Below are 25033 nucleotides of genomic sequence, written 5' to 3'. Positions count from 1 at the left end.
CGAGCGGGGACTGCCCGAGGCGAACCTCCCCGGGGACGGGCCGCCGCCCGCGCACCGCTGGGCCGAGCGCGACCCGGCCGCCGCCGCGCGGCTCACCGCCGCCCGCGCCGTCGTGACGACGCTGTCGGAGCAGTACACCGTCCCGGCCGAGAACCTCATGCAGCCGGACGCGGTGCGCCGCCTGTCGTGGGCGCCGCCGTCCGGGCCGGTCGCCGCCGAGCCCCTCGCGGACGCCCTGCGCGGCCTCGGCGCGCGGGAGTGGCAGATCGGGCTGGTGGTGCCTCCGCTGGCCAGGGCGTGGGGAGAGCTCTAGCCGGAACCTCTCGCCGGAACCTCACCGCCGGGGTCAGATCACAGGGGCTCCCTGTTGGGACGAGTCGGGATTTAGGTTAGCTTTGCCTAAGCATCCTGGTTTCGCCGCAGGGAACCCGTCCCGTGGCCCGACCCCCGAGGAGCGTGGCGATGCTACTGGGCAACTTCCTCATCGGACTGCGGGAGGGGCTCGAGGCGGCCCTCGTCGTCAGCATCCTGATCGCCTACCTGGTGAAGACCGGGCGGCGGGAGGCCCTGCTGCCGGTGTGGATCGGCATCGGCGCGGCGGTCGCGGTGTCCGTCGGGTTCGGGCTGGTGCTGTCCGCGGCGTCCTCGGAGATGCAGTTCAAGACCCAGGAGCTGTTCGGCGGCATCCTGTCGATCATCGCGGTCGGCCTGGTCACCTGGATGGTGTTCTGGATGCGCCGCACCTCGCGGTTCATGAAGAAGGAACTCGAGGGCAGGCTCGAGGGCGCCCTGAACGTCGGGCCGGTCGCGCTCGGGACGGTCGCGTTCCTCTCGGTCGGCCGTGAGGGCCTGGAGACCGCGCTGTTCCTGTGGACGAACATCACCAGCTCGTCCGAGGGCTCGACGCAGCCGATCCTCGGCGCGATGCTCGGCCTGGCCTGCGCCGTCGTCCTCGGGTACCTGCTGTACCGGGGCGGCCTGAGGCTGAACCTCAAGCGCTTCTTCGCCTGGACGGGCGGCGCGCTGATCGTGGTCGCGGCCGGGGTGTTCGGCTACGGCTTCAAGGACCTCCAGGAGGCCGACGTCCTTCCCGGCCTGCACACCGTCTGGCTGGAGCCGCACACGTTCTTCGCCAAGTTCGGCACGGCCGGTGACTGGCTGCAGACCGCGTTCCAGGGCGTCCTGAACGTCACGCCGCAGATCACCGCGCTCCAGCTGATCATGTGGGCGCTGTACCTGGTCGTGGTCATGGGCTTCTTCCTGCGGCCGCAGGGCGGCCCGAAGCCCGTCCCGGCCAAGCCCGCCTCCGAGTCCGCCGCCTGAGCCTGAGCCTGAGCCTGAGCCCGGCACCCGGCGCCCTCCCCGGCCCTCAGAGGTCGGGGAGGGGGTCGCGGGGCAGGATGCCGGGGTCGAAGACCTCGGCGTCCGCCGCGTTGATGACCGGGACGTACTCGTCGTCCACCTCGAAGAACGTCCCGGCGAACTCGAAGGACGCGCCCGCGCCCGTCTCGACCGGGCCGATGCGGCGCTCGCGCGGGTAGCTGCCCCACACGCCGCTCGGGCGCGTCCGGCTCAGGGCGCCGGTGCAGAGCACGGTGATCCGCTCGTCGGTCACCACGAACAGGAAGCCCGCGCCGCCGCCGTGGCTCAGCGCGGGGAACGCGTAGCGGATCTCCACCACGCCGCCGAGGAACTCCCGGCAGCGCCGGCGCAGCGGACCCGGCAGCGGCATGACGACGTCCGACCCCTCGCACTCGGCAGGACGGCCGGAGAGCCCGGCCGTCCCTATTCTGCCCGGCCTCCGCGGCCCCTGGCCACCTCGTCGCGGGAGCCCGCGCCTCACGTGCGGGGCGGCGTCCCGGGCGGGGCCAGGCGGTGCGGGACGATCTTGCCGGTCGCGTTGCGCGGCAGGCTCCGGACCAGGTGGACGTCGCGCGGGACGGCGTACCGGGCGACCTCGGCGTGGACGTGCGCGCGGACGGCGGCGGCGTCGATCCGGGCGCCGGGCCGCGGGACGACGTAGGCCGCGACGCGCTGCCCCCAGTCCGGGTCCGGGACGCCGACGACGGCCACCTCGTGGATCTCCGGCATGCGCAGCAGGGCGTCCTCGACATCGCGCGGGACCACGTTCTCGCCGCCGGACACGATCACGCCGTCGGCGCGCCCCGCGACGAAGAGCAGCCCGCGGCGGTCGACGCGCCCGAGGTCGCCGGTGGCGAGCAGGCCGTCCCGGACGGGCAGCGGCTCGCCGCCCGTGTACCCCTCGAAGAGCAGCTCGTTCGCGGCGTGGATGTGCCCGGTCTCGCCGCGCGGGACCGCCCGTCCGCCGGAGTCCAGGATCGACAGGGACGTCCCGGCGGGGGGCCGTCCCGCCGTCCGGGGGTCGAGGCGCAGGTCGCGCGGGGTCGCGATGGACACCCAGGACGTCTCGGTCGAGCCGTACACGTTGTAGAGGCGGTCGCCGAACGCGTCCATGAACCGGACGGCAAGGTCGCCGGGCAGCGCGGACCCGCTGACGGCGACGATCCGCAGCGTGGACGCGTCGTGCCGGGCGCGCGCCTCGGCGGGCAGGTCCAGGATCCGCTGGAGCATCACCGGGACCGCGAACAGGACGGTGTCGCGGCGCGCGGCGACGGCGGCGAGCGCCCGCTCGGGGTCGAACCGCCGGTGCAGGACGACCGGCGCGTGCAGCGCCCACGCCATCTGGAGCGCCGAGTACCCCCACATGTGGAACAGCGGCGCCTCGACGATCATGGTCTGCCGGGACCGGAGCGGGATCCGCGAGGCCATCGACGCCAGCGGCCACAGCCCCGGCCGGGGCGGACGGCGCGCTCCCCTGGGCCGTCCCGTCGTGCCGGAGCTGAGCATGATCGTCCGGCTGTGCACCTGCGGCGGCCCGGACGGCCGGGACGGCGTCGCCTCGATGATCGCCCCGATCGTCGCCGCCGGGGTCGCCGCCAGCCCTCCGGGCCGTCCGGGGCCCGCGCCGGGCGGCGATCCGCGCCCTTCCGGCACCGCGAGGCCGGGCGGCCCGGGCAGCGGCTCCACGCCGCGCGGCAGCTTTCGGGATGCCGACGGAGCGGGGGTGGGTGTGGGGGCCGCGAGGAGGGTCGTCCCGGGCTGGGACAGGGATGCGGACGGGGCGTGGTCGGACCAGAGGACGCGGCGGCGGAGGGCCACCGGGACGGCGGAGAGCAGCGGCTCGAACTCGGCGTCCGCGATGATCAGGTCCATGCGCAGCTCGGACAGGACGGCGCGGAGCGGGCCCGCCCCGAAACCGGTGTTCAGCGGGACGACCTCGGCGCCCCGGCGGCTGCACGCGACGAGGGACAGCACCAGGCCGCGGTGGTTGCGGCACAGCAGGCCGACGCGCGGGCGCGGCCCGGCGATCGGGAGTCCGTCGGCGAGGCGGGCGGACCGGTCGTCCAGCTCGGCGAAGGTGAGCTCGCCCTCGTCGTCGACGAGGGCGACCCGGTCGGGGATGCGGGCGGCGGCGGCCACCAGGAGCCCGGCGAGGGTGGTGCCCCAGGTGCGCAGCGCGCCGATCTGGGACAGGACGCGGTGCGGCGGCCCGGCCATGAGGCCGGTGCGCAGGAGCATGCCGGTCAGGTCGCGCGCGTGCCCGAGCCTCCGGCGCAGACCGGGGCGGTAGGCGGGCCTCGCGTGCGTCACCGGCGTCCTCCTCGGTGCGTCACCGTCAAGGTAACCGGCGGGGTGGAGGGGAACAAGGGACGTCCGGGGCGGCCGCCCGTCCGGAACGTCCGGGTTTCCGGGGTGGGGCGTCCGGGACCGCGTGGCAGACTGGATCGAGGTCGACCGGCAGGAGCCGGCGGATCCGATCCCGGGAGGTGGCCGCGTTGGCGGGTGCGGACGGACGGCGCGCGTCGGGCGCGCTCGAAACCGAGATCATGGCGGTGCTCCAGCGGGCCGGACGGCCGCTGTCCACGGCCGAGGTCCAGGGGCTGCTCGCCGACGAGCTCGCGTACTCCACGGTCGTCACGATCCTGACCCGCATGCACGACAAGGGCCTGCTCGTCCGCGCGAAGGCCGGGCGCGCCTTCCGGTACGCGCCGGTCAGCGACGAGCCGGGCCTGGTCGCGCGGCGCATGCACCAGGCCCTCCAGGAGCGCCCGGACCGGCACATGGTGCTGGCCCGCTTCGTCGACACCCTCTCCGACCAGGACGAACGCCTCCTGCGCGACCTCCTCGAAGGACGTCCCGAATGATCACCCCGCGGCGGACGGAGGCGCGGTGATGGATCCGGACGTCCTGCTCGCGCCCGCGCTCTCGCTGGTGGTCGCGGTGGCGGCGAGGCCGCTGTCGGGGCGCCTGGCGCCGCGGACGGCGGCCTGGCTGCTGACCGGCACGGCCGTCGCGCTCGCGGTGGCGAGCCTGGCCACGCTGGCGGTGTCGGCGCTGGGCGGCGCACTGCGGCTGCCGCCGATCGCGGCGCTCGGGCACATGTCCGAGGCCGTGCTCCGGCGCGCGCCGGAGACCGACCCGGCGTTCGGCACGGTCGCGGCCGTCCTGCTGACGGCGTGCCTGGTCTCGGTGGCCTGCGTCACCGTCCGGCAGGGGTACCGGCTGGCGACGTCCGCGCGGACGGCCCGGTCCCTGCCCGGCGACGGCCTGCTCGCGATCATGGACGATCCGGAGGCCGAGGCGTACGCCCTGCCCGGACGCCCCGGACGCGTCGTCGTCACCACCGGCATGCTGGACGTCCTGACCCCGGCGCAGCGGGACGCGCTGATCGCGCACGAGCGGGCGCACCTGGCCGGGCGGCACCACCTGTTCCGGGCGCTCACCGCGATCGCCGTCGCGGCGAACCCGCTGCTCTGGCCGCTGCGCTCCGCGGTCGTCTTCGCCACCGAGCGCTGGGCGGACGAGCGGGCCGCGGCGACGATCGACGACCGCGCGCAGACCGCGCAGGCCATCGGGCGCGCCGCCCTGGCCCACAACCGGCGTCCCCGGCTCGGCCACCCGGCCGCCGCCCTCGGCATAGGCATCGGCCTGGGCGTGGGCCCTCTCGGTGCGCGCCGGTTGGGCCGGCGGCCCGGGCCGCTGCCCCGGCGGGTGGCGGCGCTGCTGGAGCCGCCTCCGGCGCGGCGTCCGCTGCTGATCGCGGTCCTGGTCGGGCTCGCGCTGGTCTCCCTGCTGGCCGCCCAGGACGCCGCGTCCGACCTGCACGCTCTGGTCGAGCACGCCCAGGCCGCCGCGAACTGATCCGTCCTTCCTCGCGAACCGGGCCCCCGGAGCAGTGGTCTCGGTTACTCTGACGTCCAATAAAATCTACATAGATGTAGATTTGATTCGGCGTGAGTTCACGGGATCGAGGTCCGGGTGATCGAGAAGGCAACGGCGGCGGCGCTCGCCGGGCGGGACGCGTTCGACGCGGGGCTGTACCGCGCGGTGGTCGGCGTGTCCCACCACACGGGCGGGCTGAACGGCCTGGTCAACTGGTGGAGCGACTACGGGCTGGCGCTCTTCGCCGTCCTCGCCGGTCTGGTCTGGTGGCAGGTCCGCGGACGGGACCTGCGGACCGCCGCCATCGCCCTGTGGGTGCCCGGCGCGATGGTCGTGGCCTTCGTGATCAGCAGCGTCCTGAAGTCGGTGATCCAGGAGCAGCGGCCGTGCCGCGCCATGCCCACGGTACACATCGCGACCTCGTGCCCCGGCACCTCGGACTACTCGTTCCCGAGCAACCACGCCGTCCTGGCCGGGGCCGCCGCCGTCGCGGTCTGCTTCGCCGCCGCGCACCTCCTCGGCACGGCCACGGGACGCCTCCTCGCCGCGATCGCCGTGCTCAACGCGCTGGTCATCGCCGCCTCGCGCGTCTACATCGGCGTCCACTACCCGCACGACGTGGTCGTCGGCCTCCTGGTGGGCGGCCTGGTCTCGGCGGCCGGGGCCTTCCTGCTGGTCAAGGTCCTGGACCGGATCATCCCGGCCGGAGCCGCCCGCCTGCGCACCCGCTAGGCGCGGCGGCGCCACTCGAAATCTACAAGCATGTAGATTTTGAGGTATGCCGACACTCATCGCCGGATCCCTGCCCCACGCCGTCAACATCCTGGACGCCGGGTCGCTGCTCGCGGCCTTCGGCGCCCTGGGCATCACGGTCGTCCTGTTCGCCGAGACCGGCCTGCTCGTCGGCTTCTTCCTCCCCGGCGACTCGCTCCTGTTCACCGCCGGGCTGCTCTGCACCACCGGCTCCCACGGCACCACGCACCTGTCCCTGCCGTGGGTGCTGGCCGCCGCCGTCGCCGGCGCGCTCGCCGGGGCCCAGGCCGGATTCCTCCTCGGACGCCGCGGCGGGCGGGCCCTGCTCGCCCGGACCCGGAACCGGCACCTCCACGAGGGCCTCGCGCGCGCCGAGACCCTGCTCGCCCGCTACGGCCACGGCCGGGCGATCGTCCTGGCCCGGTTCGTCCCGGTCGTCCGGACGGTCCTGAACCCGCTCGCGGGCGCCCTGGACGTCCCGGCCGCGACCTTCACGCTCTACCAGGTCATCGGCGGCCTGGTCTGGACGGTCGGCCTCGTCCTCGGCGGCTACGCGCTCGGCTCGTCCATCCCGAACGTCGACACCTACCTGCTGCCGATCGTCGCCGTGATCGTGGCGCTCTCGCTGCTGCCGCTCGTGATCGAGTTCGTCCGCGCCCGGCGCGCCCGCCGGACCGCCCCGGCCGGGGCGTCCCAGGACGACGCCGCCCGCGACCGGACCCCTCGCTGAGCCCGCCCACCGGGATTCCGCGCCCGCCCACTGAGATTCAGGCCACGATTCCGGCCGGGGCGCGGTGTCGATGACGCGGAGGGGCATTACCCACGAGTAGGATGGCGAGTTACCAGTGAGTAACCACCTTCCGAGGGAGGGCGACCCGTGCCTCGTACCGCACGTGACGTCGTGTTCGTGGACGGCGTCCGCACGCCGTTCGGCAAGGCGGGCCCCAAGGGCCTGTACGCGGAGACCCGTGCGGACGACATGGTCGTCCGGGCCATCCGCGAGCTGATGCGCCGCAACCCGTCCCTGCCGCCGGAGCGGGTGGACGAGGTCGCCGTCGCCGCCACCACGCAGACCGGCGACCAGGGCCTGACCATCGGCCGCAGCGCCGCCGTGCTCGCGGGCCTGCCCAAGAGCGTCCCCGGCTACGCCATCGACCGGATGTGCGCGGGCGGGATGACCGCGGTCACCACGACCGCCGCCGGAATCTCCTTCGGCTCCTACGACGTCGTCCTCGCGGGCGGCGTCGAGCACATGGGCCGGCACCCGATGGGCGAGGGCGTCGACCCCAACCCGCGCTTCCTGGCCGACAAGCTCGTCGACCCGTCCGCGCTGGTCATGGGCACGACCGCGGAGAACCTGCACGACCGGTTCCCGCAGATCACCAAGGAGCGCGCGGACGCCTACGCCGTCCGCAGCCAGGAGAAGGTCGCCGCCGCCTACCAGGCCGGGAAGATCCAGCCCGACCTGGTACCGACCGCGATCCGCTCCGCCGAGAAGGGCTGGGGCCTCGCCACCGAGGACGAGCCGCCGCGGCCGGGCACCTCCATGGAGGACCTCGCCAAGCTCAAGACCCCGTTCCGGGTGCACGGCAACGTCACCGCCGGGAACGCCGCGGGCCTGAACGACGGCGCGACGGCCTGCCTGCTCGCCGCCGAGGACGTGGCCCGCGAGCTCGGCCTCACCCCGCGCATGCGGCTGGTCGACTTCGCCTTCGCGGGCGTCGAGCCCGAGGTCATGGGCGTCGGCCCGGTCCCCGCGACCGAGAAGCTGCTCGCCCGCAACTCCCTCACCATGGACGACATCGGCCTCATCGAGATCAACGAGGCGTTCGCCGTCCAGGTGCTGGCGTTCCTGGAGCACTTCAAGATCGCCGACGACGACCCGCGCGTGAACCCGTGGGGCGGCGCGATCGCCTTCGGCCACCCGCTGGCCTCGTCCGGCGTCCGCCTGATGACCCAGCTCTCGCGGCTGTTCGAGGAGCGGACCGACGTCCGCTACGGCCTGACCACGATGTGCGTCGGCATGGGCATGGGCGGCACCGTCCTCTGGGAGAACGTGAACTGGGAGGGCGACAAGTGAGCGCCGACATCACCGAGATCTTCAAGGACGAGGTCGTCACGCACGCCCGCGTCCGCGACGTCCAGCTGCCGTTCGGGGCGGGCACGCTCGCGCTGATCACGCTGGACAACGGCTTCGACCACACCAAGCCCAGCACGTTCGGGCCCGGCGGCCTGACCGAGCTGAACGCCGCGATCGACGCGATCGCCGGACGCGACGACATCGTCGCCGTCGGCGTCACCGGCAAGCCGTTCATCTTCGCCGTCGGCGCGGACCTCAAGGGCGTCCCGCTGGTCGGGAGGCGCGAGGACGCGCTGACCATCGGCAGGCTCGGCCACGACGTGTTCCGCCGCCTCGGCGAGCTGGACGTCCCGTCGTTCGCGTACTACAACGGCGCGGCGATGGGCGGCGGCGTCGAGATCGGCCTGCACTGCACCTACCGGACGGTCTCCCGCAACGTCCCGGCGATGAGCCTGCCCGAGGCCTTCCTCGGCCTCGTCCCCGGCTGGGGCGGCACCTACCTGCTGCCGAACCTGATCGGCGCCGAGAAGGCCCTCAAGGTCGTCATCGACAACCCGCTCGCCCAGAACAAGCAGCTCAAGGGCCAGCAGGCGTACGACCTCGGCATCGCCGACGCGATCTTCGACGCCGCCGACTTCCTCGAGGAGTCGCTGATCTGGACCGCCCGCGTCCTCACGGGCGAGATCGAGGTCAAGCGCGCCGAGGTCGACAAGGGCAAGGCGTGGGACGACGCGGTCAACATGGCCCGCTGGACGCTGGAGGGCAAGCTGCACGGCGCGGCCCCGTCCTACGTCCGCGCGCTGGACCTGGTCGCCGCCGCCAAGGACCGCACCCGCGACGAGGGCTTCGCCGCCGAGGACGAGGCGCTCGCCGACCTCATCATGAGCGACGAGCTCCGCGCCGGGCTGTACGCGTTCGACCTGGTGCAGAAGCGCGCCAAGCGCCCGGCGGGCGCGCCCGACAAGGCCCTGGCCCGCAAGGTCACCAAGGTCGGCGTCGTCGGCGCGGGCCTGATGGCCTCGCAGCTGGCGCTGCTGTTCGCGCGCCGCCTCGAGGTCCCGGTCGTCCTGACCGACCTGGACCAGGAGCGCCTGGACAAGGGCGTCGGCTACGCGCACGGCGAGATCGACAAGCTGCTCGGCAAGGGCCGGATCTCGGCCGACAAGGCCAACCGGCTCAAGGCCCTGATCAGCGGCTCGCTGACCAAGGACGCCTTCGCCGACGCGGACTTCGTCATCGAGGCCGTGTTCGAGGAGATGTCGGTCAAGCAGAAGGTGTTCGCCGAGGTCGAGGAGCACGTCTCCCCCGAGGCGATCCTCGCGACCAACACCTCCTCGCTGTCGGTGTCGGAGATGGCGAGCAAGCTGAAGCACCCCGAGCGGGTCGTCGGCTTCCACTTCTTCAACCCCGTCGCGGTGCTTCCTCTGCTGGAGATCGTCCGCGGCGAGAAGACCGACGACGCGGCCCTCGCGACCGCGTTCGCGGTCGGCAAGCAGCTGAAGAAGTCCTGCGTGCTCGTCAAGGACGCCCCGGCGTTCGTGGTCAACCGGATCCTGCTGCGCCTCATGGCGGAGATCATCCAGACCGTGGACGAGGGCACCCCGATCGAGACGGCCGAGCGCGCCGCGAACCCGCTGGGCCTGCCGATGCCGCCGTTCGTCCTCATGGGCCTGGTCGGCCCGGCGATCGCGCTGCACGTCAACGAGACGCTGCACGGCGCGTTCCCGGAGCGGTTCCCGCTGTCGGAGAAGTTCGCCAAGTTCGTGGCCGAGGGGAAGCGGGGCGTCTACCTGCCCGACTTCACCATCGACCCCGAGGCCGTGGAGCTGTTCGGCGGCGGCGGCGAGACCTCCACCGAGGAGCAGGTGCTGGAGCGGGCGCTGAAGGCCCTCGCCGAGGAGATCCGCCTCATGCTGGACGAGGGCGTCGTCGCCGCCCCCGAGGACATCGACCTGTGCATGATCCTCGGCGCCGGCTGGCCGTTCCACCTGGGCGGGATCACCCCGTACCTGGACCGCAGCGGCATCGCCGAGCAGGTCACCGGCCGCCGCTTCCTCGAGCCGGGCGTCGCGTCCCTGCCCGCCTGACGCGGTAGCCGAGCGGCGCGAGCGCATCGGCGCCGCCGTGACCGCGCCGCCGTGACGACGGAAATGCCGTCCCGAACCATCGGGACGGCATTTTCGCGTTCTCATTGGGCATCCCGGACGCCTCCGGGGCCTGGCAGGCCCGGATTCCCCCTAAAACCTCTGTGTCACGCGCCGCGCCCATGCCGCCGCCACTGAGAGGACGCCAGGTGGACCTGTTCCGGACGAAGTCGGTCGAGCAGTCGATCAGCGACACCGAAGTCAAGGAGCACCGGCTCCGCCGGGACCTCGGCGCGCTGGACCTGCTCGTCTTCGGCGTCGGCGTCATCATCGGGACCGGGATCTTCGTCCTCACCGGCCAGGTCGCGCGCGAGAAGGCCGGGCCCGCGGTCGCCCTGTCGTTCCTGATCGCCGCCGTGGTGTGCGGGCTCGCGGCGCTCTGCTACGCCGAGTTCTCCTCGACCGTCCCGGTGGCGGGCTCGGCCTACACCTTCTCCTACGCGACGCTCGGCGAGTTCCCGGCCTGGATCATCGGCTGGGACCTGATCCTGGAGCTGGCCCTCGGCGCGGCCGTGGTGGCGGTCGGCTGGTCCGGGTACCTGGACTCGCTGCTGGCCAGCGCCGGGATCCACCTGCCCGCCGCGATGCTGAACCCGCCGGGGCAGGGCCGCGGCGGGGTGCTGAACGTCCCGGCGGTGCTGATCGTCCTGCTGGTGACCGGGGTGCTCGTCGCGGGCGTCAAGATCTCCTCGCGGGTGAACGTCGTGGTCGTGACGATCAAGGTGTCGATCGTGCTGCTGGTGATCGTCGCGGGGCTGTTCTTCGTCAAGAGCGCCAACTACCACCCGTTCATCCCCCCGGCGCGGTCCACCCCCACGGTCGCGGGCGCGGCGACGCCGCTCGTCCAGGCGCTGTTCGGCGTCACCCCGGTGTCCTTCGGCTGGCCCGGCATCTTCGCGGCGGTCGCGATCGTCTTCTTCGCCTACATCGGCTTCGACATCGTCGCGACGGCCGCCGAGGAGGCGCGGCTGCCGCAGCGAGACCTGCCCATCGGGCTGCTCGGCTCACTGGTCGTCACGGCCGTCCTGTACGCGGCGGTCTCGCTCGTCGTCGTCGGCATGCAGCACTACAGCGAGCTCAGCATCGCCGCGCCGCTCGCGGACGCGTTCAAGGCCGTCGGCCACCCCGGCTTCGCGACGATCATCAGCATCGGCGCCGTCGCGGGCCTCACCACGGTCGTCCTGATCCTGCTGCTCGGGCAGAGCCGCGTGTTCTTCGCCATGAGCCGGGACGGCCTGCTCCCCGCCTGGCTGTCGGCCGTCCACCCGCGCTTCGGGACGCCCTACCGGTCGACGCTCATCATGGGCTGCGTCGTCGCCGTCCTCGCCGGGCTGATCCCGCTCGCCAAGCTCGCCGAGCTCGTGAACATCGGCACGCTGTTCGCGTTCCTGGTCGTGTCGGTCGGCGTGGTCATCCTCCGCCGCACCCGGCCCGACCTGCCGCGCGCGTTCCGGACGCCGCTCGTCCCGCTCATCCCGGCCCTGTCCGTCCTGGCCTGCCTGTTCGTCATGCTGAACCTGCCGGTCGAGACCTGGTACCGGTTCCTCGCCTGGATGGTCGTCGGCGCGGTCCTCTACTTCACCTACGGGCGCTCCCACTCCCGGCTCCAGACGGCACGTTCCGAGGTGTGACCGCGCTCACGCTGTCGCTTTCGGCGGCGGCGTGGGCACAATGGCCCGCATGACGGGACACCTGCGCGTCGCGGTCGTCGGTTCCGGTCCGGCCGGGCTGTACGCGGCCGAGGCCCTGCTCAAGCAGGGCGGCGACGGGATCCGCGTGGACGTGTTCGACCGGCTGCCCTCGCCGTACGGGCTCGTGCGGTACGGCGTCGCGCCGGACCACCCGTCCATCAAGTCGATCGCCGGGTACCTCCGGGGCGTCCTGGAACGGCCCGGCGTGCGGTTCTTCGGCTGCGTCGAGCTCGGCCGGGACGTGTCGCGCGCCGAGCTGCTCGAACGCTACGACGCCGTCGTCTACGCCACCGGCGCGATGGTCGACCGGCGCCTGGACGTCCCCGGCGAGGACCTGCCCGGCAGCTTCGCCGCCACCGACTTCGTCAACTGGTACTGCGGCCACCCCGACGCCGCCGGCCACGCGTTCGCGCTGGACGCCGAGGAGGTCGCCGTCATCGGCGTCGGGAACGTCGCCGTCGACGTCGTCCGCATCCTCGCCCGGACCGTGGACGAGCTGCGCCCGACGGACGTGCCCGAGCAGGTCCTGGACGCGCTGTCGCGCAGCCGGGTGCGGCGCGTCCACATGATCGGGCGGCGCGGCCCGGCGCACGCCAAGTTCACCACCAAGGAGCTGCGCGAGCTCGGCACGCTGGACGAGGCGTCCGTGCACGTCCCGCCGCGGGACCTGGACCTGGACGCGGCGAGCGCCGCGCTCGCCGAGAGCGACCGCCACGTGCGCGGGAACGTCAAGGTCCTCAACGGCTGGGCGGACGCGCCCGACGACCGGCCGCGCCGCATCGACGTGCGGTTCTGGCGCGCGCCCGCCGAGATCCTCGGCGGCGACCGGGTCGAGGGGCTGCGCCTGGAGCGCACCCGCCTGGACGAGAACGGACGCGTCACCGGCACCGGCGAGTTCGAGGACCTCCCCGTCGGGATGGTGCTGCGCTCGGTCGGGTACCAGAGCGTTCCCCTGGCCGGGCTGCCGTTCGACGAGCGCAGCAAGGTCGTGCCGAACGACGGCGGCCGCGTCCTCGGCCCGGACGGCTCCCCGCTCCCCCGCGAGTACGTGGCGGGCTGGGTCAAGCGCGGCCCGACCGGCGTCGTCGGGACGAACCGGTCCGACGCCGCCGAGACCGTCCGGAACCTGCTCGCCGACCTCGGCGGCACCCGCACCGAACCCGCCGGGACCATCGAGGACCTGCTGGAACGCCGCGAGCCGCCCGCCGTCCGCTACGACGACTGGCTCCGGCTCGACGCCGCCGAGATCGCCCTCGCCCGCTCCCTGGGACGCGGCGAACGCGTCAAGCTCGCCCGCTGGGACGCCATGCGCGCCGCCTGCCGGGCCACCTGACCACGCGCCTCGCGGGGCCGGGGACGTTTCGGGTGAGCAACGCCAAACGGCCGGCCCGGGCGGGTGCGCGGCGCGGAATCGGAGACGGGCGCGCGGGCGAGAGGTTACCGTGCGTGTGTGATCGGTGGTCCTGAGCGACGCGTCAAGGCCGAGGGCGTGTGACCGCCCCCGGCCTGCCGGAACGCGGCGCGTCAGTCGGTGGCGGCCTCAGCGGACGCGTGCTCCCGCTCAGTCGTGGATCCATGCTCCCGCTCGGCTCCGGCGGCGTGCCCTCGCTCGGCCGCCGACGCGTTTCCATGCCCGGCCACATGGGCGGTGGCGGCGGTGATCTCGCGGGCCAGGTCCTGCGGGGTGAGGCCGAGATCGGCGAGGATCTGCGCACGCGACGCGTGGTCGAGGAACTCCTGCTCGATGCCGTAGGTGCGGACCGGGACGTCCACGGCGTGGTCGCGCAGCTCGCGGGCGACGGCGTCGCCGACGGCGCCGGTGCGGCCGTTGTCCTCCACGACCGCGACCAGGGTGTGCTCGGCGGCGAGCCCGACCAGCGCCGGGTCGAGCGGCTTGACCCAGCGCGGGTCGACGACCGTGACGCCGATGCCCTGCGCGGCGATCAGCTCCGCGGCCTCCAGCACCGTGCCGGCCAGGGAGCCCGCGACCACGAGCAGCACGCGGGTGCCGTTCGCGCCGTCGTGCCGGGCCAGGACGTCCATGCCGCCGACCTGGTCGACCGCCTCGACGTCCGTGGCGACCGAGCCCTTCGGGTACCGGATCGCGGACGGGCCGTCCTCGATGGCGACGCACTCGCGGAGCAGCTCGCGCAGCCGCGCCCCGTCGCGCGGGACGGCGATGCGCATGCCCGGCACCAGCGACAGGATCGACAGGTCCCACATGCCGTTGTGGGACGCGCCGTCGTCGCCGGTCACGCCGGACCGGTCGAGCGCGAACGTCACCGGCAGCCTGTGGAGCGCGACGTCCATCAGGACCTGGTCGAACGCGCGGTTCAGGAAGGTCGCGTAGACGGCGAACACCGGGTGCATGCCGCCGAAGGCGAGCCCGGCGGCCGAGGTCGCGGCGTGCTGCTCGGCGATGCCGACGTCGTAGATGCGGTCCGGGTAGGCCTCGGCGAACGGGGCGAGCCCGGTCGGGTGCAGCATCGCGGCGGTGATGGCGACCACGTCGGGGCGCTCGGCGCCGATCTCGACCATCTCCTCGCCGAACACCTTCGTCCAGCCGGGGGCCGCGCCGGGCTTGGCCGGGGACTTGCCGGTGGCGGGGTCGAACGCGCCCGCGCCGTGCATGTGGTCCTCGTCGTTGGCGAGGGCGGGCTCGTAGCCCTGGCCCTTGCGGGTGAGCGCGTGGACGATCACCGGGCGGCCGTACGAGCGCGCCTTGCGCAGCGCGTGCTCCATGGCCTCGGTGTCGTGGCCGTCGATCGGGCCGACGTACTTCATGCCGAGGTCCTCGAACATGGCCTGCGGCTGGAGGACGTCCTTGATGCCCTTCTTCATGCCGTGCAGCGCCTCGTAGGCGACCGCGCCGACCACGGGGGCCTTCGGCACCGTCCGCTTGATCAGGTCGAGGGCGCGCTCGTAGCCCTGGGTGACGCGCAGGTCGGCGAGGTGGCTGGCGAGGCCGCCGATCGTCGGCGAGTAGGAGCGGCCGTTGTCGTTGACGACGATGATCACCGGACGGTCCTGGGCGCCCGCGATGTTGTTCAGGGCCTCCCAGCACATGCCGCCGGTGAGCGCGCCGTCGCCGACGACCGCGACCACGGCCCGCTCGGACTCGCCGCGCAGCTGGAACGCCTTGGCGATGCCGTCGGCGTAGGACAGGACGGTCGAGGCGTGCGAGTTCTCGATCACGTCGTGCTCGGACTCGGACTGGCTCGGGTACCCGGAGACGCCGCCGCGCCGCTTGAGGGCGGAGAAGTCCTGCCGTCCGGTCAGCAGCTTGTGGACGTACGCCTGGTGACCGGTGTCGAACAGGATCCGGTCACGGGGCGAGTCGAAGACGCGGTGCAGGGCGATGGTGAGCTCGACGACGCCCAGGTTCGGGCCGAGGTGCCCGCCGGTCTTGGACACCGCGTCCACCAGGAACTCACGGATCTCCCCGGCCAGGCGGGGCAGCAGCGTGGCGTCCAGCCGCCTGAGGTCTTCAGGACCCGTGATCGACTCCAGCAGGGTCACGCTTGTCAACTCCTCCATCAGGGGCCATCCGGGGCCCCTGGTCGTCGGGCCGTTCCGAGTTTAGTGCGGCTTGACCGAGCGGGCGCCCCGGCCCGCGGCCTGGGACGATTTCCGCACCGAATCGCCACAACCACCTATCGGACCACCATCTCCGGACCACCCCGTCGGACCACCCGGACGACCATCCCGGGGGACCGCCAGGACGGGGCCACCACCCTCAACGAAAGGAACCCCGTGTCCGTTCACACCGAGGAGATCGTGCTGCTGAACGCCGCCGACGAGGCGATCGGGACGGCACCGAAGCTGGCCAGCCACCACCGGGACACCCCCTACCACCTGGCGTTCTCCTGTTACGTGGTCGCTCCGGACGGCCGGGTGCTGATCACCCGGCGGGCGCTGTCCAAGAAGACCTTCCCCGGCGTCTGGACGGGCAGCTGCTGCGGCCATCCGGCCCCCGGGGAGGGCCTGCGGGACGCGGTCCTGCGGCGTCTCGGCACCGAGCTCGGGCTGGTCGCGGACACGCTCACGCCCGTCCTGCCGAGGTTCCGGTACCGGGCGGTCGCCGAGGACGGGACGCTCGAGTACGAGCGCTGCCCGGTCGTCCGGGCGACGGTGACCGACACCACGGCCAAGCCCGAGCCGGACGAGGTCGAGGACGCCGAGTGGTGGACGTGGGAGGAGTGCCTCGCGCTCGCCGGGCGGCCCGAGTCGTCCCCCTGGTACCGGTTCCAGCTGGCCGAGCTCGAGCCGCTCGGCGCGCCCATGGACTGGCCGGACGCGGGCACCGAGGGACTGCCCCCGGCGCTCGCCTGGTGAACGTCCCGACCCGGCCGGGCCCGGCGGGCGCCGGCGGGCGCGCCGCCCCAGTGATCCAGATCACCGGAAGATCACTATTCGCGGCCGGGTGTTGACCTGATCACACGTTGAACGGACGCTTGTTTCTCGGGTAACCGAAGGGACGAGCGATGCTGGGATCAAGGGTGCGCGCGCACCGGAATCGCGGGCGCGGCGGTCTCACCGCGATGACGGCCGTCGCGCTCGGCGGGGCGCTGGTCCTCGCCGGATGCGGCGGGGGCGGTGACAAGAAGTCGTCGGACAAGTCCAAGGTCGAGGTCTTCTCCTGGTGGACCGGTCCCGGCGAGGCGGACGGCCTGGCCGCGATGAAGGCCGACTTCGAGAAGAACAACCCCGGCACGACGTTCGAGAACGCGGCCATCGCGGGCGGCTCGGGCACCCAGGCGAAGGCGGTGCTCGCCAGCCGCCTCCAGAACCGCAAGCCGCCGGACTCCTTCCAGGGCCACGCGGGCGCGGAGCTGCTGGACTACGTCAAGGCCGGGCAGATCGAGCCGCTCAACTCGTTCTACGACGAGAACGGGATGACCAAGGTCTATCCCAAGCAGCTCCTCGACCAGATCAGCTACCAGGGCAAGATCTACTCGGTGCCGGTGAACATCCACCGGTCGAACATGCTCTGGTACAGCCCGTCCGTCCTCAAGGAGGCGGGCATCGCCGGGCCGCCGAAGACGGTCGCGGAGTTCATCGCCGACCTGAAGCTGGTGCAGGCGAAGACGAAGAAGGTCCCGCTGTCGCTCGGCGCCCAGTGGACCGCGGACCACCTGCTGGAGAGCGTCCTGCTCGGCGATCTCGGCACGGACGGCTACAACGCGCTGTGGAAGCCGGGCGCGGACTGGTCCGGCCCGCAGATGACCAAGGCGCTGAACGACTACACCGAGATCGTGAAGTACACCTCGGTGGAGGCCGCCTCCACCGACTGGCAGGGCGCGTCCAAGGCCGTCGTGGACGGCAAGGCCGCGTTCAACATCATGGGCGACTGGGCGTACGGCTACTTCATCGGCAACGCCCCGAACGGCCTCGGCAAGAAGCTCGGCACCGACTTCAACTACGCGCCCTCGCCCGGCACGGACGGCACGTACCTGTGGCTGTCGGACAGCTTCACCCTGCCCAAGGGCGCCCCGCACCGCGCGGGCGCGCTGGCGTGGCTGAAGGAGGCCGGCAGTAAGCAGGGCCAGGACCTGTTCAACCCGAAGAAGGGCTCGGTCCCGGCCCGCACGGACGCCGACAAGAGCCTGTACACCGGCTACCTCGCCTACGCGTTCCAGCAGTGGAACAACCCGTCGACCAAGCTCGCCGGGTCGATGTGGCACGGCGTGGTCGCCAACAACAAGTGGCACACCGACATCGACACCGCCGTCGGCCTGTTCCTCCAGAGCAAGGACGCCTCGAAGCTCCAGAAGGCGCTGGCGGACGCGGCCAAGAACGACGCGCAGTGACCCGAGTCCCGACCGCGCACGGCACGTCCGGGCGGGCACGGCCGGCAGGCGGCCCGCCCGGACGGCTGCGGCGGCTCCGGCGGGCGGGCTGGCTGCCCGGCCTGCTGCTGCTCACGCCGTCCATCGTCGCGATCGGCCTGTTCGTGTACGGGCTGATCTTCTGGAACCTGCGGGTCGCGGTGAGCGGCAAGCACGACGAGATCTCGCCGTACAAGTTCGACAAGGGCAAGAACTTCATCGACCTGTGGCACCAGCCGTCCTGGCCGGGGGCCGTGCGGCACGCGCTGATCTTCACCGTCGTGTTCGTGGGCGGCGCGCTGCTGCTGGGAGCGTTCCTGGCGTTCCTGATGGAGAAGGGCATCCGGGGCGAGGCCGGGTTCCGGATCATCTACCTGTTCCCGATGGCGATCTCGTTCATCGCGTCCGGGGTGGTGTGGCGGTGGCTGATGAACCCGGCCCCCGCCGACCGCGCGGTCGGGCTGAACCAGCTGTTCCACAAGATCGGCCTCGGCGACCTGTCGAACATGTGGTGGCAGGACCGGACGTGGGGCATGGCCGCGATGGCGATCCCCGCGATCTGGCAGATGTCCGGGTACGTGATGGCGCTGTACCTGGCCGGGTTCCGCAGCGTCCCGGACGACCTGCGCGAGGCGGCCCGGGTGGACGGCGCGTCCGAGTGGCAGGTCTACCGGTACGTGGTGTTCCCGCAGCTGCGCCCGGTGACGCTGTCGGCGCTGATCATCCTCGGGCACATCTCGCTCAAGGTGTTCGACCTGATCATGGCGATCGCGGGCAAGCAGATCATCACCTACGTCCCGGCCATCGCGACCTATGTCGAGGTCTTCGACCGGCACGACCCGGCGAACGGCGCGACGATCGCGACGTACCTGCTGCTGGCGGTCGCGGTGCTGGTCATCCCCTACCTGGTCTGGTCGGTGCGGACGGAGCGGACGCGATGAGCGCGGTATCGGGGGCCGTGGCGCGCGCGCCGCGGCAGCGGACGGCCGGGGCCCGGGCGATGCGGGTGCTGCGGTTCGCCCTGCTGCTGGCGTTCGTCGTGCTGTTCCTGATCCCCGTCTACGTGCTGGTGGTGACCAGTTTCAAGTCGTTGCAGGAGGCCGACCCGTCCACCGCCTGGGACCTCCCGAAGCACTGGGGGCTGGACGGCTGGCGGGCGGCCTGGTCCTCGCTGCGGCCGGGGCTGGAGAACAGCGTCAAGATCGCGGTGTCGGGGTCGCTGATCTCGGCGGTGCTGGGGTCGCTGAACGGCTACGTGCTGAGCAAGTGGCGCTTCCCGGGCGCGGACGCGGTGTTCACACTGTTCCTGTTCGGGATGTTCATCCCGTACCAGGCGGTCATGATCCCGCTCGCCGGGCTGCTCACCCACATGCAGCTGGTCGGGACGATCCGGGGCCTGGTGCTCGCGCACGTCGTCTACGGCATCCCGATCTGCACGCTGATCTTCCGGAACTACTACGTGACGATCCCGAACGAGCTCATCGAGGCGGCCCGGGTGGACGGCGCGGGCATGCTCCGCACGTACTGGTCGGTCGTCCGGCCGGTGTCCGGCCCGGCGTTCGCGGTGGTGCTGATCTGGCAGTTCACGTCCGCGTGGAACGACTTCCTGTTCGCGGTGTTCCTCGGGGCGCCGGACAGCTGGCCCGTGACCGTCCTGCTGAACAACACGGCCGGGTCGGGCGCGGCGGCGGTGAACTACAGCCAGCAGATGGCCGAGGCGCTGCTCGCGTCCCTGCCGACGCTGCTGGTGTACCTGCTGCTCGGACGGTTCTTCATGCGCGGGCTGATGGCGGGGGCGCTCAAGGGCTGAGTCCCCAAGGGCGAGTGCTCAAGGGCCGATTCTGACAAGGGGCCTGGCCGGATCCGGTCAATAAGTATTCACTTCTGTGACGGATGGCACAAAAGTGATTCCGGTCTCTACACTGCCGCGATATCGGTCGGCTCGAATCACAGGGAGTCCCATGGGCAGCAGTTCCGTCCGACGCATCGCGGCCGTGGGGACCGCGTCCGGCGCCGTCCTCGCCGGCTCACTGGCGGCGGGAGCCGTGCCCGCGTTCGCGCTCGCCGGGAAGCCGTCCGGCGCGTCCGGGACGGGTGCGCCGTCGGTGTCGATCGAGCCGAGGCGGTTCACGCCGGGCCAGGACGTCACGGTGCGGATCAGCGGATGCAAGGACGAGCCGTCCGCCGGCGGCCAGAACGAGGTGTTCGTCCAGGGCGACCCGTCGCACTTCAAGCGGACCGGCGCGACGACCTGGTCCGGGGTCGGCACGACCCTGCGGGGACTCAAGCCGGGCAACGCGTACATGGCGAAGTTCCAGTGCACGACGGCGTCCGGGCCGCGCACGCTCACGCTGTTCGCGACCCTCCCGGAGAAGCGCACCCCCCTGCCTCCCCCGTCCGGCGGCGGGCACGGCGGTGGTGGCGGAGGCGGAGGCGGTGGTGGCGACGGAAAGAGGTTCCACTTCGGCTTCGACGACGTGGACCTGTCGACACGGACGGTCCTCCCCGGCGGGCGCCTCGGGATGAAGGTGCACTGCCCCACCGAGGCGAGCGCGACCTCGTCGTCCTTCGTCCGGGACCCGCGCTTCGAGGAGACCGGCAAGGACACCTGGGAGGCCACCGCGACGTTCGAGCGGTCGCTGCCCTCGGTCGTCCGGGTGACGATCGCCTGCGCCGGATACGGGCACGTCGTGTTCACCACCCGTCCGGGACGGGACGAGGTGTCCCCCGGCCCGGCGATCCCGCAGGGCGCGCCCGAGACCGGCGACGGCAGCACCGTCACCGCCGACCCCGGCGCCCGCGCCCCCTACCTCGGCGCCGGAGCCGCCTTCGTGGCCCTCGCGGGCACCGGCCTGGCCCTCCGCCGCCGCACCTCCAAGGCGCGGCTCTGACCCCCCGCACCACCCCACGCCTCGGTGGTCTGGCCGGGGGCCTGGTGGTGGCGGCCCTGCTGGTCGGCGGGTGCGGGAGCGGCGGGCCTTACGCGGACGGGCCCAGCGATCCCGGCGGGACCCGGGCGACGGGCACGGCCGGGCCGGTGCGGTACGCGACGTCCGCGCTGCCCCGGTCGGAACCCTCGACGATCCGGATCCCCCGGCTCCGGGTGACGGCGCCGGTCACCGGGCTCGGCCTCCGGCCGGACGGCACCATCGAGGTGCCGCCGCTCGACCGTCCGAACCTCGCGGGCTGGTGGAAGGACGGCGCGACACCCGGCGAGAAGGGGCCGTCGGTGATCCTCGGGCACGTCGACGCGCGTGGGCAGGCGGCCGTCTTCAACCGGCTCAAGGACCTGCGGAAGGGCGACCGCGTCCTGGTCGCCCGGAAGGACGGGCGCACCGCGACGTTCGCCGTGCAGCGGGTCGAGCGCGTCGCCAAGGCGGACTTCCCGGGCGAGCGGATCTACGCCGAGGACCTCGACTACGCCGCCCTGCGCCTGGTGACCTGCGGCGGAGCCTTCGACCGGGGCACGGGCCACTACGTCGACAACGTCATCGCGTACACACGCCTGGTGCGCGACTGAACCATCCGGGCGCGTGGTTCGTTGTCCGGACATCAGAGTCGGGTGTCCCGCCGGACACCCGCGTCTGTCCCAGCGGTGCGGATACGTCCGGCTTGGACGGGTTCTCGCGGAGACCGCACGACATCCGCCGCCTCCACCGGACAGGATGGAGCGGGGCCACTACAGGAGGTGACCGGGGTGAGGGCGATCAGCGTCCAGCAGCCGTGGGCGTTCGCGATCGCGCGAGGCGGCAAGGACGTGTCCAACCAGCCGCTGCCGACCGCGTACCGGGGACCGGTGCTCGTGTACGCCTCGCTGCGCGTCGACCTCGGCGCGTGCGACTCCCCGCTCGTCCTCGCGGCGGGCTGGGATCCGGGCGACCCGCTCGCGACGATCGGCGCGGTCATCGCCGTCGCCGCGATCGAGGACGTCTGCTCCGGCGCGGTCCTGGACGGCTCGTGCGACTGCGGTCCCTGGGCCGACGCGGAGGCGCACCACTGGCGGCTGGCCGGCGTGACGCCGCTGCCCCGGCCCGTGGTGGCGCTCGGCAAGGTCGGGCTGTGGGAGCCGTCCGCGACGCTGGTCACCGAGGTCCGGACGATGCTGGCGTCCACGGCGGCCGGAACGGGCTGAGCGGCCCCGGACGGGCTGAGGGCACGGGACTTCCGGGACGTCCCGTCAGGTTCCGGCGGCCTCGCGGAGGCGGGTCAGCTCGGCGGCGATGCGGTCGAGGGACCAGCTCGCGTTGAGGCCGCTGGGGTTCGGCAGCACCCAGATCCCGGCCGGGTCGAGCCGGTCGCCCTGGAGGCCGATCCGGGCCTTCGGGCGGCCGAACGCGGTCCGGTACGCGGTGACGCCCTGGACGGCGAGGAACCGCGGGCGGCGGCGCGCGACGAGGTCGGCGAGGCGGCGTCCGCCCTCGCGCAGCTCCTCGGCGGTGAGCTCGTCGGCGCGGGCGGTGGTGCGGGGCGCGAGGTTGGTGATGCCGAGGCCCAGCGCGCCCAGTTCGTCCTGCTCTGCGGGGTCCAGCAGGCGCGGGGTGAAGCCGGAGCGGTACAGCGCGGGCCAGAACCGGTTGCCGGGACGGGCGAAGTGGTGGCCGGTCGCGCCCGAGTACAGGCCCGGGTTGATGCCGGTGAACAGCACGCGGAGCGGGACGTCCCGGGGCGGCAGGACGTCCGGGAGGATCCGGTCGCGGGCGGCCTCGAGGTCGGCCTTCGTGGGGCGCGGGGTCGGCGGCATCGGATCAGGCTACGCACTTCCCGGGGCGAGCCGCGCGGGCACCGCGCAGGAACCGCGCGGGCTCACACCAGGTTGCGGACGATGAGGACGGTCGCGGACACGGCGACCAGGCCCAGCACCGCCGCCCGCGTCCGGCCGCCGTCCAGGTAGCGGCGCAGCGGCCCGGCGGCGAAGAACCCGGCGGTGACGAACGGGGTGAGCGCGAGCCCGGCGACGACCTGCCGCTCGGGCAGCTGGTGCAGGGCGGCGAGGGTGAGGACCGAGACGAGCGTCCCGAGGGTGAAGAAGATCGAGAGGGTGCCGCGCACCCTCGGCCCGCTCTCGCCCTGGTAGAGCAGCGCGATCGGCGGGCCGCCGATGGCCGTCGCGGTGCCGCCGAGCCCGGCGAACACCCCGGCGGCGGCGAGCGTCGTCCGGTTGCGCGGGACGGTCCCCGAGTAGGCGCTGACGGCGAGGGCGGCGAGCACCACGCCGCCCGCCGCCAGCCCCATGCCGCGCGCCGACAGGACGGCGACGACCGCCACCCCGAGCGGCGTCCCGGCGACCCGCCCGGCGACGGCCCAGCCGAGTCCGCGCAGGTCGGCGTGCCGGACCTCGCGGACCATCGTGAACATCGGCGTCACCGTGGCCGCGATGAGCAGCGCGCCGGGCATCAGGTCCGGGAACAGCAGGGCGACGACGGGCGTCGCGACCGTGCCGACCCCGAACCCGACGCTGCTCTGCACGATGGCGCCGGCGAGCACGGCCAGGCCGGCGACGAGGAGGAACAGGGTGGAGGGGAACACGTCCGGAGACGCTACCCCCGCCATGATCCTTCTCAGGCGGCGGAGGCCTCGGAGGCCTCGGTGAGCCGCTCCGCCTCGGCGTCGGTGAGGGTGAGGTCCGCGAGCCCGAGCAGGGCCGGGAGCTGGTCGACCGAGCGGGCGCTGGCGATCGGCGCCGCGACCGTCGGACGGCCCGCGAGCCAGGCGAGCGCGACCGTGGCGACCGGGACGTCCCGGTCGAGGGCGATCGCGTCCAGCTCGGCGAGCACGCGCCGTCCGCGCTCGCTCTCCAGGTACTTGCCCGCGCCCGCCGCGCGCGGGCTCTCGACCGTCCGGCCCGGCCGGTACTTGCCGGTCAGGAACCCGGACGCCAGGGCGTAGTACGGCACGGACGCCAGGTCGTGGCGCCGCGCGATCTCCAGGAGCTCGCCCTCGTAGCCCTCCCGGTGGACGAGGTTGTAGTGCGGCTGGATCGCGACGTACTTGGCCAGGCCGTCCCGGTCGCTGACCGCGAGGGACGCCTCGAGCCGCTCGGGCGTGATGTTGGAGACGGCGATCTCGCGGACCTTGCCGGCGCGCTTCAGCTCGTCCAGCGCCCCGATGATCTCCTCGACCGGGACGGACTCGTCGTCGAAGTGGGTGTAGTAGAGGTCGATGCGGTCGGTGCGGAGGCGGCGCAGGGAGTCCTCGGCGGCGGCGCGGATGTTGGCGGCCGAGAGGCCCTTGCGGTCCGGGTGCGCGCCGACCTTGGTCGCCACGACCACCTCGTCGCGGTTGCGCCGGGACTCCATCCACTCGCCGATGATCGTCTCGGACTCGCCGCCGTGGTTGCCGGGCACCCACGCCGAGTAGCCGTCGGCGGTGTCGACGAAGTTGCCGCCGCCCGCGAGGAAGGCGTCCAGGACGGCGTACGAGGCGTCCTGGTCGGCGGTCCAGCCGAAGACGTTGCCGCCGAGCGACAACGGGAAGACGTCGAGGGATCCGATTCTTGTGGTGTCAGCCATATTTTGATCCAACCAACTTCGATCATGATCAGTCCAGAGAGCCCCCCATTGTCCGACACACCGCCTCCTTCCCCGGCACGGGCCGACGCCGACCTGGTGATCAGCCCCGGCCGGCTCCAGGCGTTCAGCGACGGCGTCATCGCGATCGCCTCGACGCTGCTGATCCTGGACGTCCACCGCCCCAGCAGGGACGAGCCGGTGTGGTCCGCGCTGCGGCACGAGTGGCCCGCGCTGGGCTCCTACGTGGTGACGTTCCTGGTGATCGGGATCGCCTGGATCCACCACCACAACATGTTCCACCGCGTCGCCCGGGTCGACCGGACGCTGCTGTTCCTCAACCTCGGCCTGCTCGCGACGATCAGCTTCCTGCCGCTGCCGACGGCGACGCTGGGCGAGCACCTGACCCGGCAGAACGCGCCGGACGCCGCGGTCTTCTACGCGCTGTCCATGGCGCTGTCGTCGGCGTGGTTCACGGCGTTCTGGCACCACCTGACGCGCCACCCCGAGCTGATGCACGAGGCGGCGCGCGGGACGGCCGCCCAGGCGCGGCGGCAGTCGCTGCTCGGCCCGGTCGGCTACCTCGCCGCGGCGCTGGTCGCCCTGGTCAGCCCGGTCGGCGCGCTCGTCGTGAGCGGGCTGATCGTCCTGTACTTCATCGTCGGACGCCGCAACCCGGCGTCCCGCACGGGCCCGGAGTCCCTCCCGGCGGACGCCCAGGAGGGCTGATCCCTCCCGGACGGCGCCCGGAGGGCCGAGGTCCCGGGGGCGTCCTCCGGCCGGGCCG

23 protein-coding genes and 1 pseudogene are annotated in these 25033 nt (G+C 73.0%); 18 read left to right on the top strand and 6 right to left on the bottom strand.

What is annotated here, in order from left to right:
* Both EBO15_RS44370 and efeU read left to right on the top strand, forming a co-directional pair.
* Window positions 1-313 (top strand): annotated as a pseudogene (locus EBO15_RS44370) (ribonuclease D); the annotation flags it as partial.
* A 149-nt stretch (window positions 314-462) separates the two neighbouring features.
* Window positions 463-1323 (top strand): iron uptake transporter permease EfeU, encoded by an 861-nt coding sequence (gene efeU, locus EBO15_RS22375; protein WP_122196381.1) that lies wholly within the window; start codon window positions 463-465, stop codon window positions 1321-1323.
* Between the two features lie 46 nt (window positions 1324-1369).
* Here efeU and EBO15_RS22370 read toward each other — a convergent pair whose 3' ends face one another.
* Complete coding sequence (locus tag EBO15_RS22370; RefSeq protein WP_122196380.1) at window positions 1370-1732, bottom strand: hypothetical protein; 363 nt, start codon at window positions 1730-1732, stop codon at window positions 1370-1372.
* 107 nt (window positions 1733-1839) lie between these two features.
* Complete coding sequence (locus EBO15_RS22365) at window positions 1840-3672, bottom strand: AMP-binding protein (RefSeq protein WP_122196379.1); 1833 nt, start codon at window positions 3670-3672, stop codon at window positions 1840-1842.
* Window positions 3673-3857: 185 nt separating this feature from the next.
* Here EBO15_RS22365 and EBO15_RS22360 point away from each other — a divergent pair, with 185 nt between their 5' ends.
* The 8 genes from EBO15_RS22360 (at window position 3858) to EBO15_RS22325 (ending at window position 13245) form a co-directional block, all read left to right on the top strand.
* A complete protein-coding gene (locus tag EBO15_RS22360; protein WP_233616359.1) occupies window positions 3858-4226 on the top strand; it encodes a BlaI/MecI/CopY family transcriptional regulator in 369 nt (122 codons plus the stop codon).
* A 28-nt stretch (window positions 4227-4254) separates the two neighbouring features.
* Window positions 4255-5223 (top strand): M56 family metallopeptidase, encoded by a 969-nt coding sequence (locus EBO15_RS22355; protein WP_122196378.1) that lies wholly within the window; start codon window positions 4255-4257, stop codon window positions 5221-5223.
* A gap of 117 nt (window positions 5224-5340) precedes the next feature.
* Window positions 5341-5976, top strand: a complete 636-nt coding sequence (locus EBO15_RS22350) for a phosphatase PAP2 family protein (RefSeq protein ID WP_122196377.1) — start codon at window positions 5341-5343, stop codon at window positions 5974-5976.
* 46 nt (window positions 5977-6022) lie between these two features.
* Window positions 6023-6727, top strand: coding sequence for a DedA family protein (locus EBO15_RS22345; RefSeq protein ID WP_122196376.1), 705 nt, complete (start codon window positions 6023-6025; stop codon window positions 6725-6727).
* Window positions 6728-6874: 147 nt separating this feature from the next.
* Window positions 6875-8077: a thiolase family protein gene (locus tag EBO15_RS22340; protein ID WP_122196375.1), complete on the top strand. Its 1203-nt coding sequence runs from the start codon at window positions 6875-6877 to the stop codon at window positions 8075-8077.
* A complete protein-coding gene (locus EBO15_RS22335; RefSeq protein WP_122196374.1) occupies window positions 8074-10164 on the top strand; it encodes a 3-hydroxyacyl-CoA dehydrogenase NAD-binding domain-containing protein in 2091 nt (696 codons plus the stop codon). The genes EBO15_RS22340 and EBO15_RS22335 overlap by 4 nt, the downstream gene beginning before the upstream one ends.
* A 206-nt stretch (window positions 10165-10370) precedes the next feature.
* Window positions 10371-11852, top strand: coding sequence for an amino acid permease (locus EBO15_RS22330; RefSeq protein WP_122196373.1), 1482 nt, complete (start codon window positions 10371-10373; stop codon window positions 11850-11852).
* 49 nt (window positions 11853-11901) lie between these two features.
* Window positions 11902-13245 carry an FAD-dependent oxidoreductase gene (locus EBO15_RS22325; protein WP_122196372.1) on the top strand — a complete coding sequence of 448 codons (1344 nt, stop codon included), beginning with the start codon at window positions 11902-11904 and terminating at the stop codon, window positions 13243-13245.
* Window positions 13246-13436: 191 nt separating this feature from the next.
* On the opposite strand, the gene dxs is transcribed toward EBO15_RS22325, so the two are convergent.
* The gene (gene dxs / locus EBO15_RS22320) at window positions 13437-15431 is read right to left on the bottom strand and encodes a 1-deoxy-D-xylulose-5-phosphate synthase (protein ID WP_122196371.1); all 1995 of its coding nucleotides are present in this window, start codon (window positions 15429-15431) and stop codon (window positions 13437-13439) included.
* 234 nt (window positions 15432-15665) lie between these two features.
* On the opposite strand from dxs, the gene idi reads away from it, so the two are divergent.
* The 7 genes from idi to EBO15_RS22285 all read left to right on the top strand — a co-directional run bounded on the left by idi (window position 15666) and on the right by EBO15_RS22285 (window position 21872).
* Complete coding sequence (gene idi / locus EBO15_RS22315) at window positions 15666-16247, top strand: isopentenyl-diphosphate Delta-isomerase (RefSeq protein WP_122196370.1); 582 nt, start codon at window positions 15666-15668, stop codon at window positions 16245-16247.
* 149 nt (window positions 16248-16396) lie between these two features.
* Window positions 16397-17722 carry an ABC transporter substrate-binding protein gene (locus EBO15_RS22310; protein WP_122196369.1) on the top strand — a complete coding sequence of 442 codons (1326 nt, stop codon included), beginning with the start codon at window positions 16397-16399 and terminating at the stop codon, window positions 17720-17722.
* A complete protein-coding gene (locus EBO15_RS22305) occupies window positions 17719-18681 on the top strand; it encodes a carbohydrate ABC transporter permease (protein ID WP_378238236.1) in 963 nt (320 codons plus the stop codon). The genes EBO15_RS22310 and EBO15_RS22305 overlap by 4 nt, the downstream gene beginning before the upstream one ends.
* The gene (locus EBO15_RS22300; protein ID WP_122196368.1) at window positions 18678-19550 is read left to right on the top strand and encodes a carbohydrate ABC transporter permease; all 873 of its coding nucleotides are present in this window, start codon (window positions 18678-18680) and stop codon (window positions 19548-19550) included. The genes EBO15_RS22305 and EBO15_RS22300 overlap by 4 nt, the downstream gene beginning before the upstream one ends.
* Window positions 19551-19701: 151 nt before the next feature.
* On the top strand, window positions 19702-20631 hold the full coding sequence (locus EBO15_RS46205; protein ID WP_122196367.1) for a hypothetical protein: 930 nt from the start codon (window positions 19702-19704) through the stop codon (window positions 20629-20631).
* Between the two features lie 47 nt (window positions 20632-20678).
* A complete protein-coding gene (locus EBO15_RS46200; RefSeq protein ID WP_233616358.1) occupies window positions 20679-21260 on the top strand; it encodes a class F sortase in 582 nt (193 codons plus the stop codon).
* A 177-nt stretch (window positions 21261-21437) separates the two neighbouring features.
* Window positions 21438-21872, top strand: a complete 435-nt coding sequence (locus EBO15_RS22285) for an ASCH domain-containing protein (protein ID WP_122196366.1) — start codon at window positions 21438-21440, stop codon at window positions 21870-21872.
* Between the two features lie 45 nt (window positions 21873-21917).
* Here the strand turns inward: EBO15_RS22285 and mug are convergent, their stop codons facing one another.
* The 3 genes from mug to EBO15_RS22270 form a co-directional block, all read right to left on the bottom strand.
* A complete protein-coding gene (mug, locus tag EBO15_RS22280; RefSeq protein ID WP_122196365.1) occupies window positions 21918-22481 on the bottom strand; it encodes a G/U mismatch-specific DNA glycosylase in 564 nt (187 codons plus the stop codon).
* Window positions 22482-22543: 62 nt separating this feature from the next.
* The gene (locus EBO15_RS22275; protein ID WP_233616357.1) at window positions 22544-23266 is read right to left on the bottom strand and encodes a sulfite exporter TauE/SafE family protein; all 723 of its coding nucleotides are present in this window, start codon (window positions 23264-23266) and stop codon (window positions 22544-22546) included.
* Between the two features lie 32 nt (window positions 23267-23298).
* Window positions 23299-24249 (bottom strand): aldo/keto reductase, encoded by a 951-nt coding sequence (locus EBO15_RS22270; RefSeq protein WP_122196363.1) that lies wholly within the window; start codon window positions 24247-24249, stop codon window positions 23299-23301.
* Window positions 24250-24297: 48 nt separating this feature from the next.
* Between EBO15_RS22270 and EBO15_RS22265 the strand changes: the two genes are divergently transcribed.
* Entirely contained in the window at window positions 24298-24975 is a 678-nt protein-coding gene (locus EBO15_RS22265) for a TMEM175 family protein (protein WP_158628328.1), read from the top strand.
* Window positions 24976-25033 lie beyond the last annotated feature (58 nt).

Source organism: Actinomadura harenae (assembly GCF_003696215.1).
GTDB lineage: Bacteria > Actinomycetota > Actinomycetes > Streptosporangiales > Streptosporangiaceae > Spirillospora > Spirillospora harenae.
This window is presented reverse-complemented; position numbering and strand designations above follow the sequence as displayed.

Bases quoted from the DNA above. Each gene is read 5' to 3' on its own strand.
- EBO15_RS22325 (WP_122196372.1), top strand. From the start codon at position 11,902: ATGACGGGACACCTGCGCGTCGCGGTCGTCGGTTCCGGTCCGGCCGGG.
- EBO15_RS22345 (WP_122196376.1), top strand. From the start codon at position 6,023: ATGCCGACACTCATCGCCGGATCCCTGCCCCACGCCGTCAACATCCTG.
- EBO15_RS22300 (WP_122196368.1), top strand. From the start codon at position 18,678: ATGAGCGCGGTATCGGGGGCCGTGGCGCGCGCGCCGCGGCAGCGGACG.
- mug (WP_122196365.1), bottom strand. From the start codon at position 22,481: ATGCCGCCGACCCCGCGCCCCACGAAGGCCGACCTCGAGGCCGCCCGC.
- EBO15_RS22370 (WP_122196380.1), bottom strand. From the start codon at position 1,732: ATGCCGCTGCCGGGTCCGCTGCGCCGGCGCTGCCGGGAGTTCCTCGGC.
- efeU (WP_122196381.1), top strand. From the start codon at position 463: ATGCTACTGGGCAACTTCCTCATCGGACTGCGGGAGGGGCTCGAGGCG.
- EBO15_RS22310 (WP_122196369.1), top strand. From the start codon at position 16,397: ATGCTGGGATCAAGGGTGCGCGCGCACCGGAATCGCGGGCGCGGCGGT.
- EBO15_RS22355 (WP_122196378.1), top strand. From the start codon at position 4,255: ATGGATCCGGACGTCCTGCTCGCGCCCGCGCTCTCGCTGGTGGTCGCG.
- EBO15_RS46205 (WP_122196367.1), top strand. From the start codon at position 19,702: ATGGGCAGCAGTTCCGTCCGACGCATCGCGGCCGTGGGGACCGCGTCC.
- EBO15_RS22270 (WP_122196363.1), bottom strand. From the start codon at position 24,249: ATGGCTGACACCACAAGAATCGGATCCCTCGACGTCTTCCCGTTGTCG.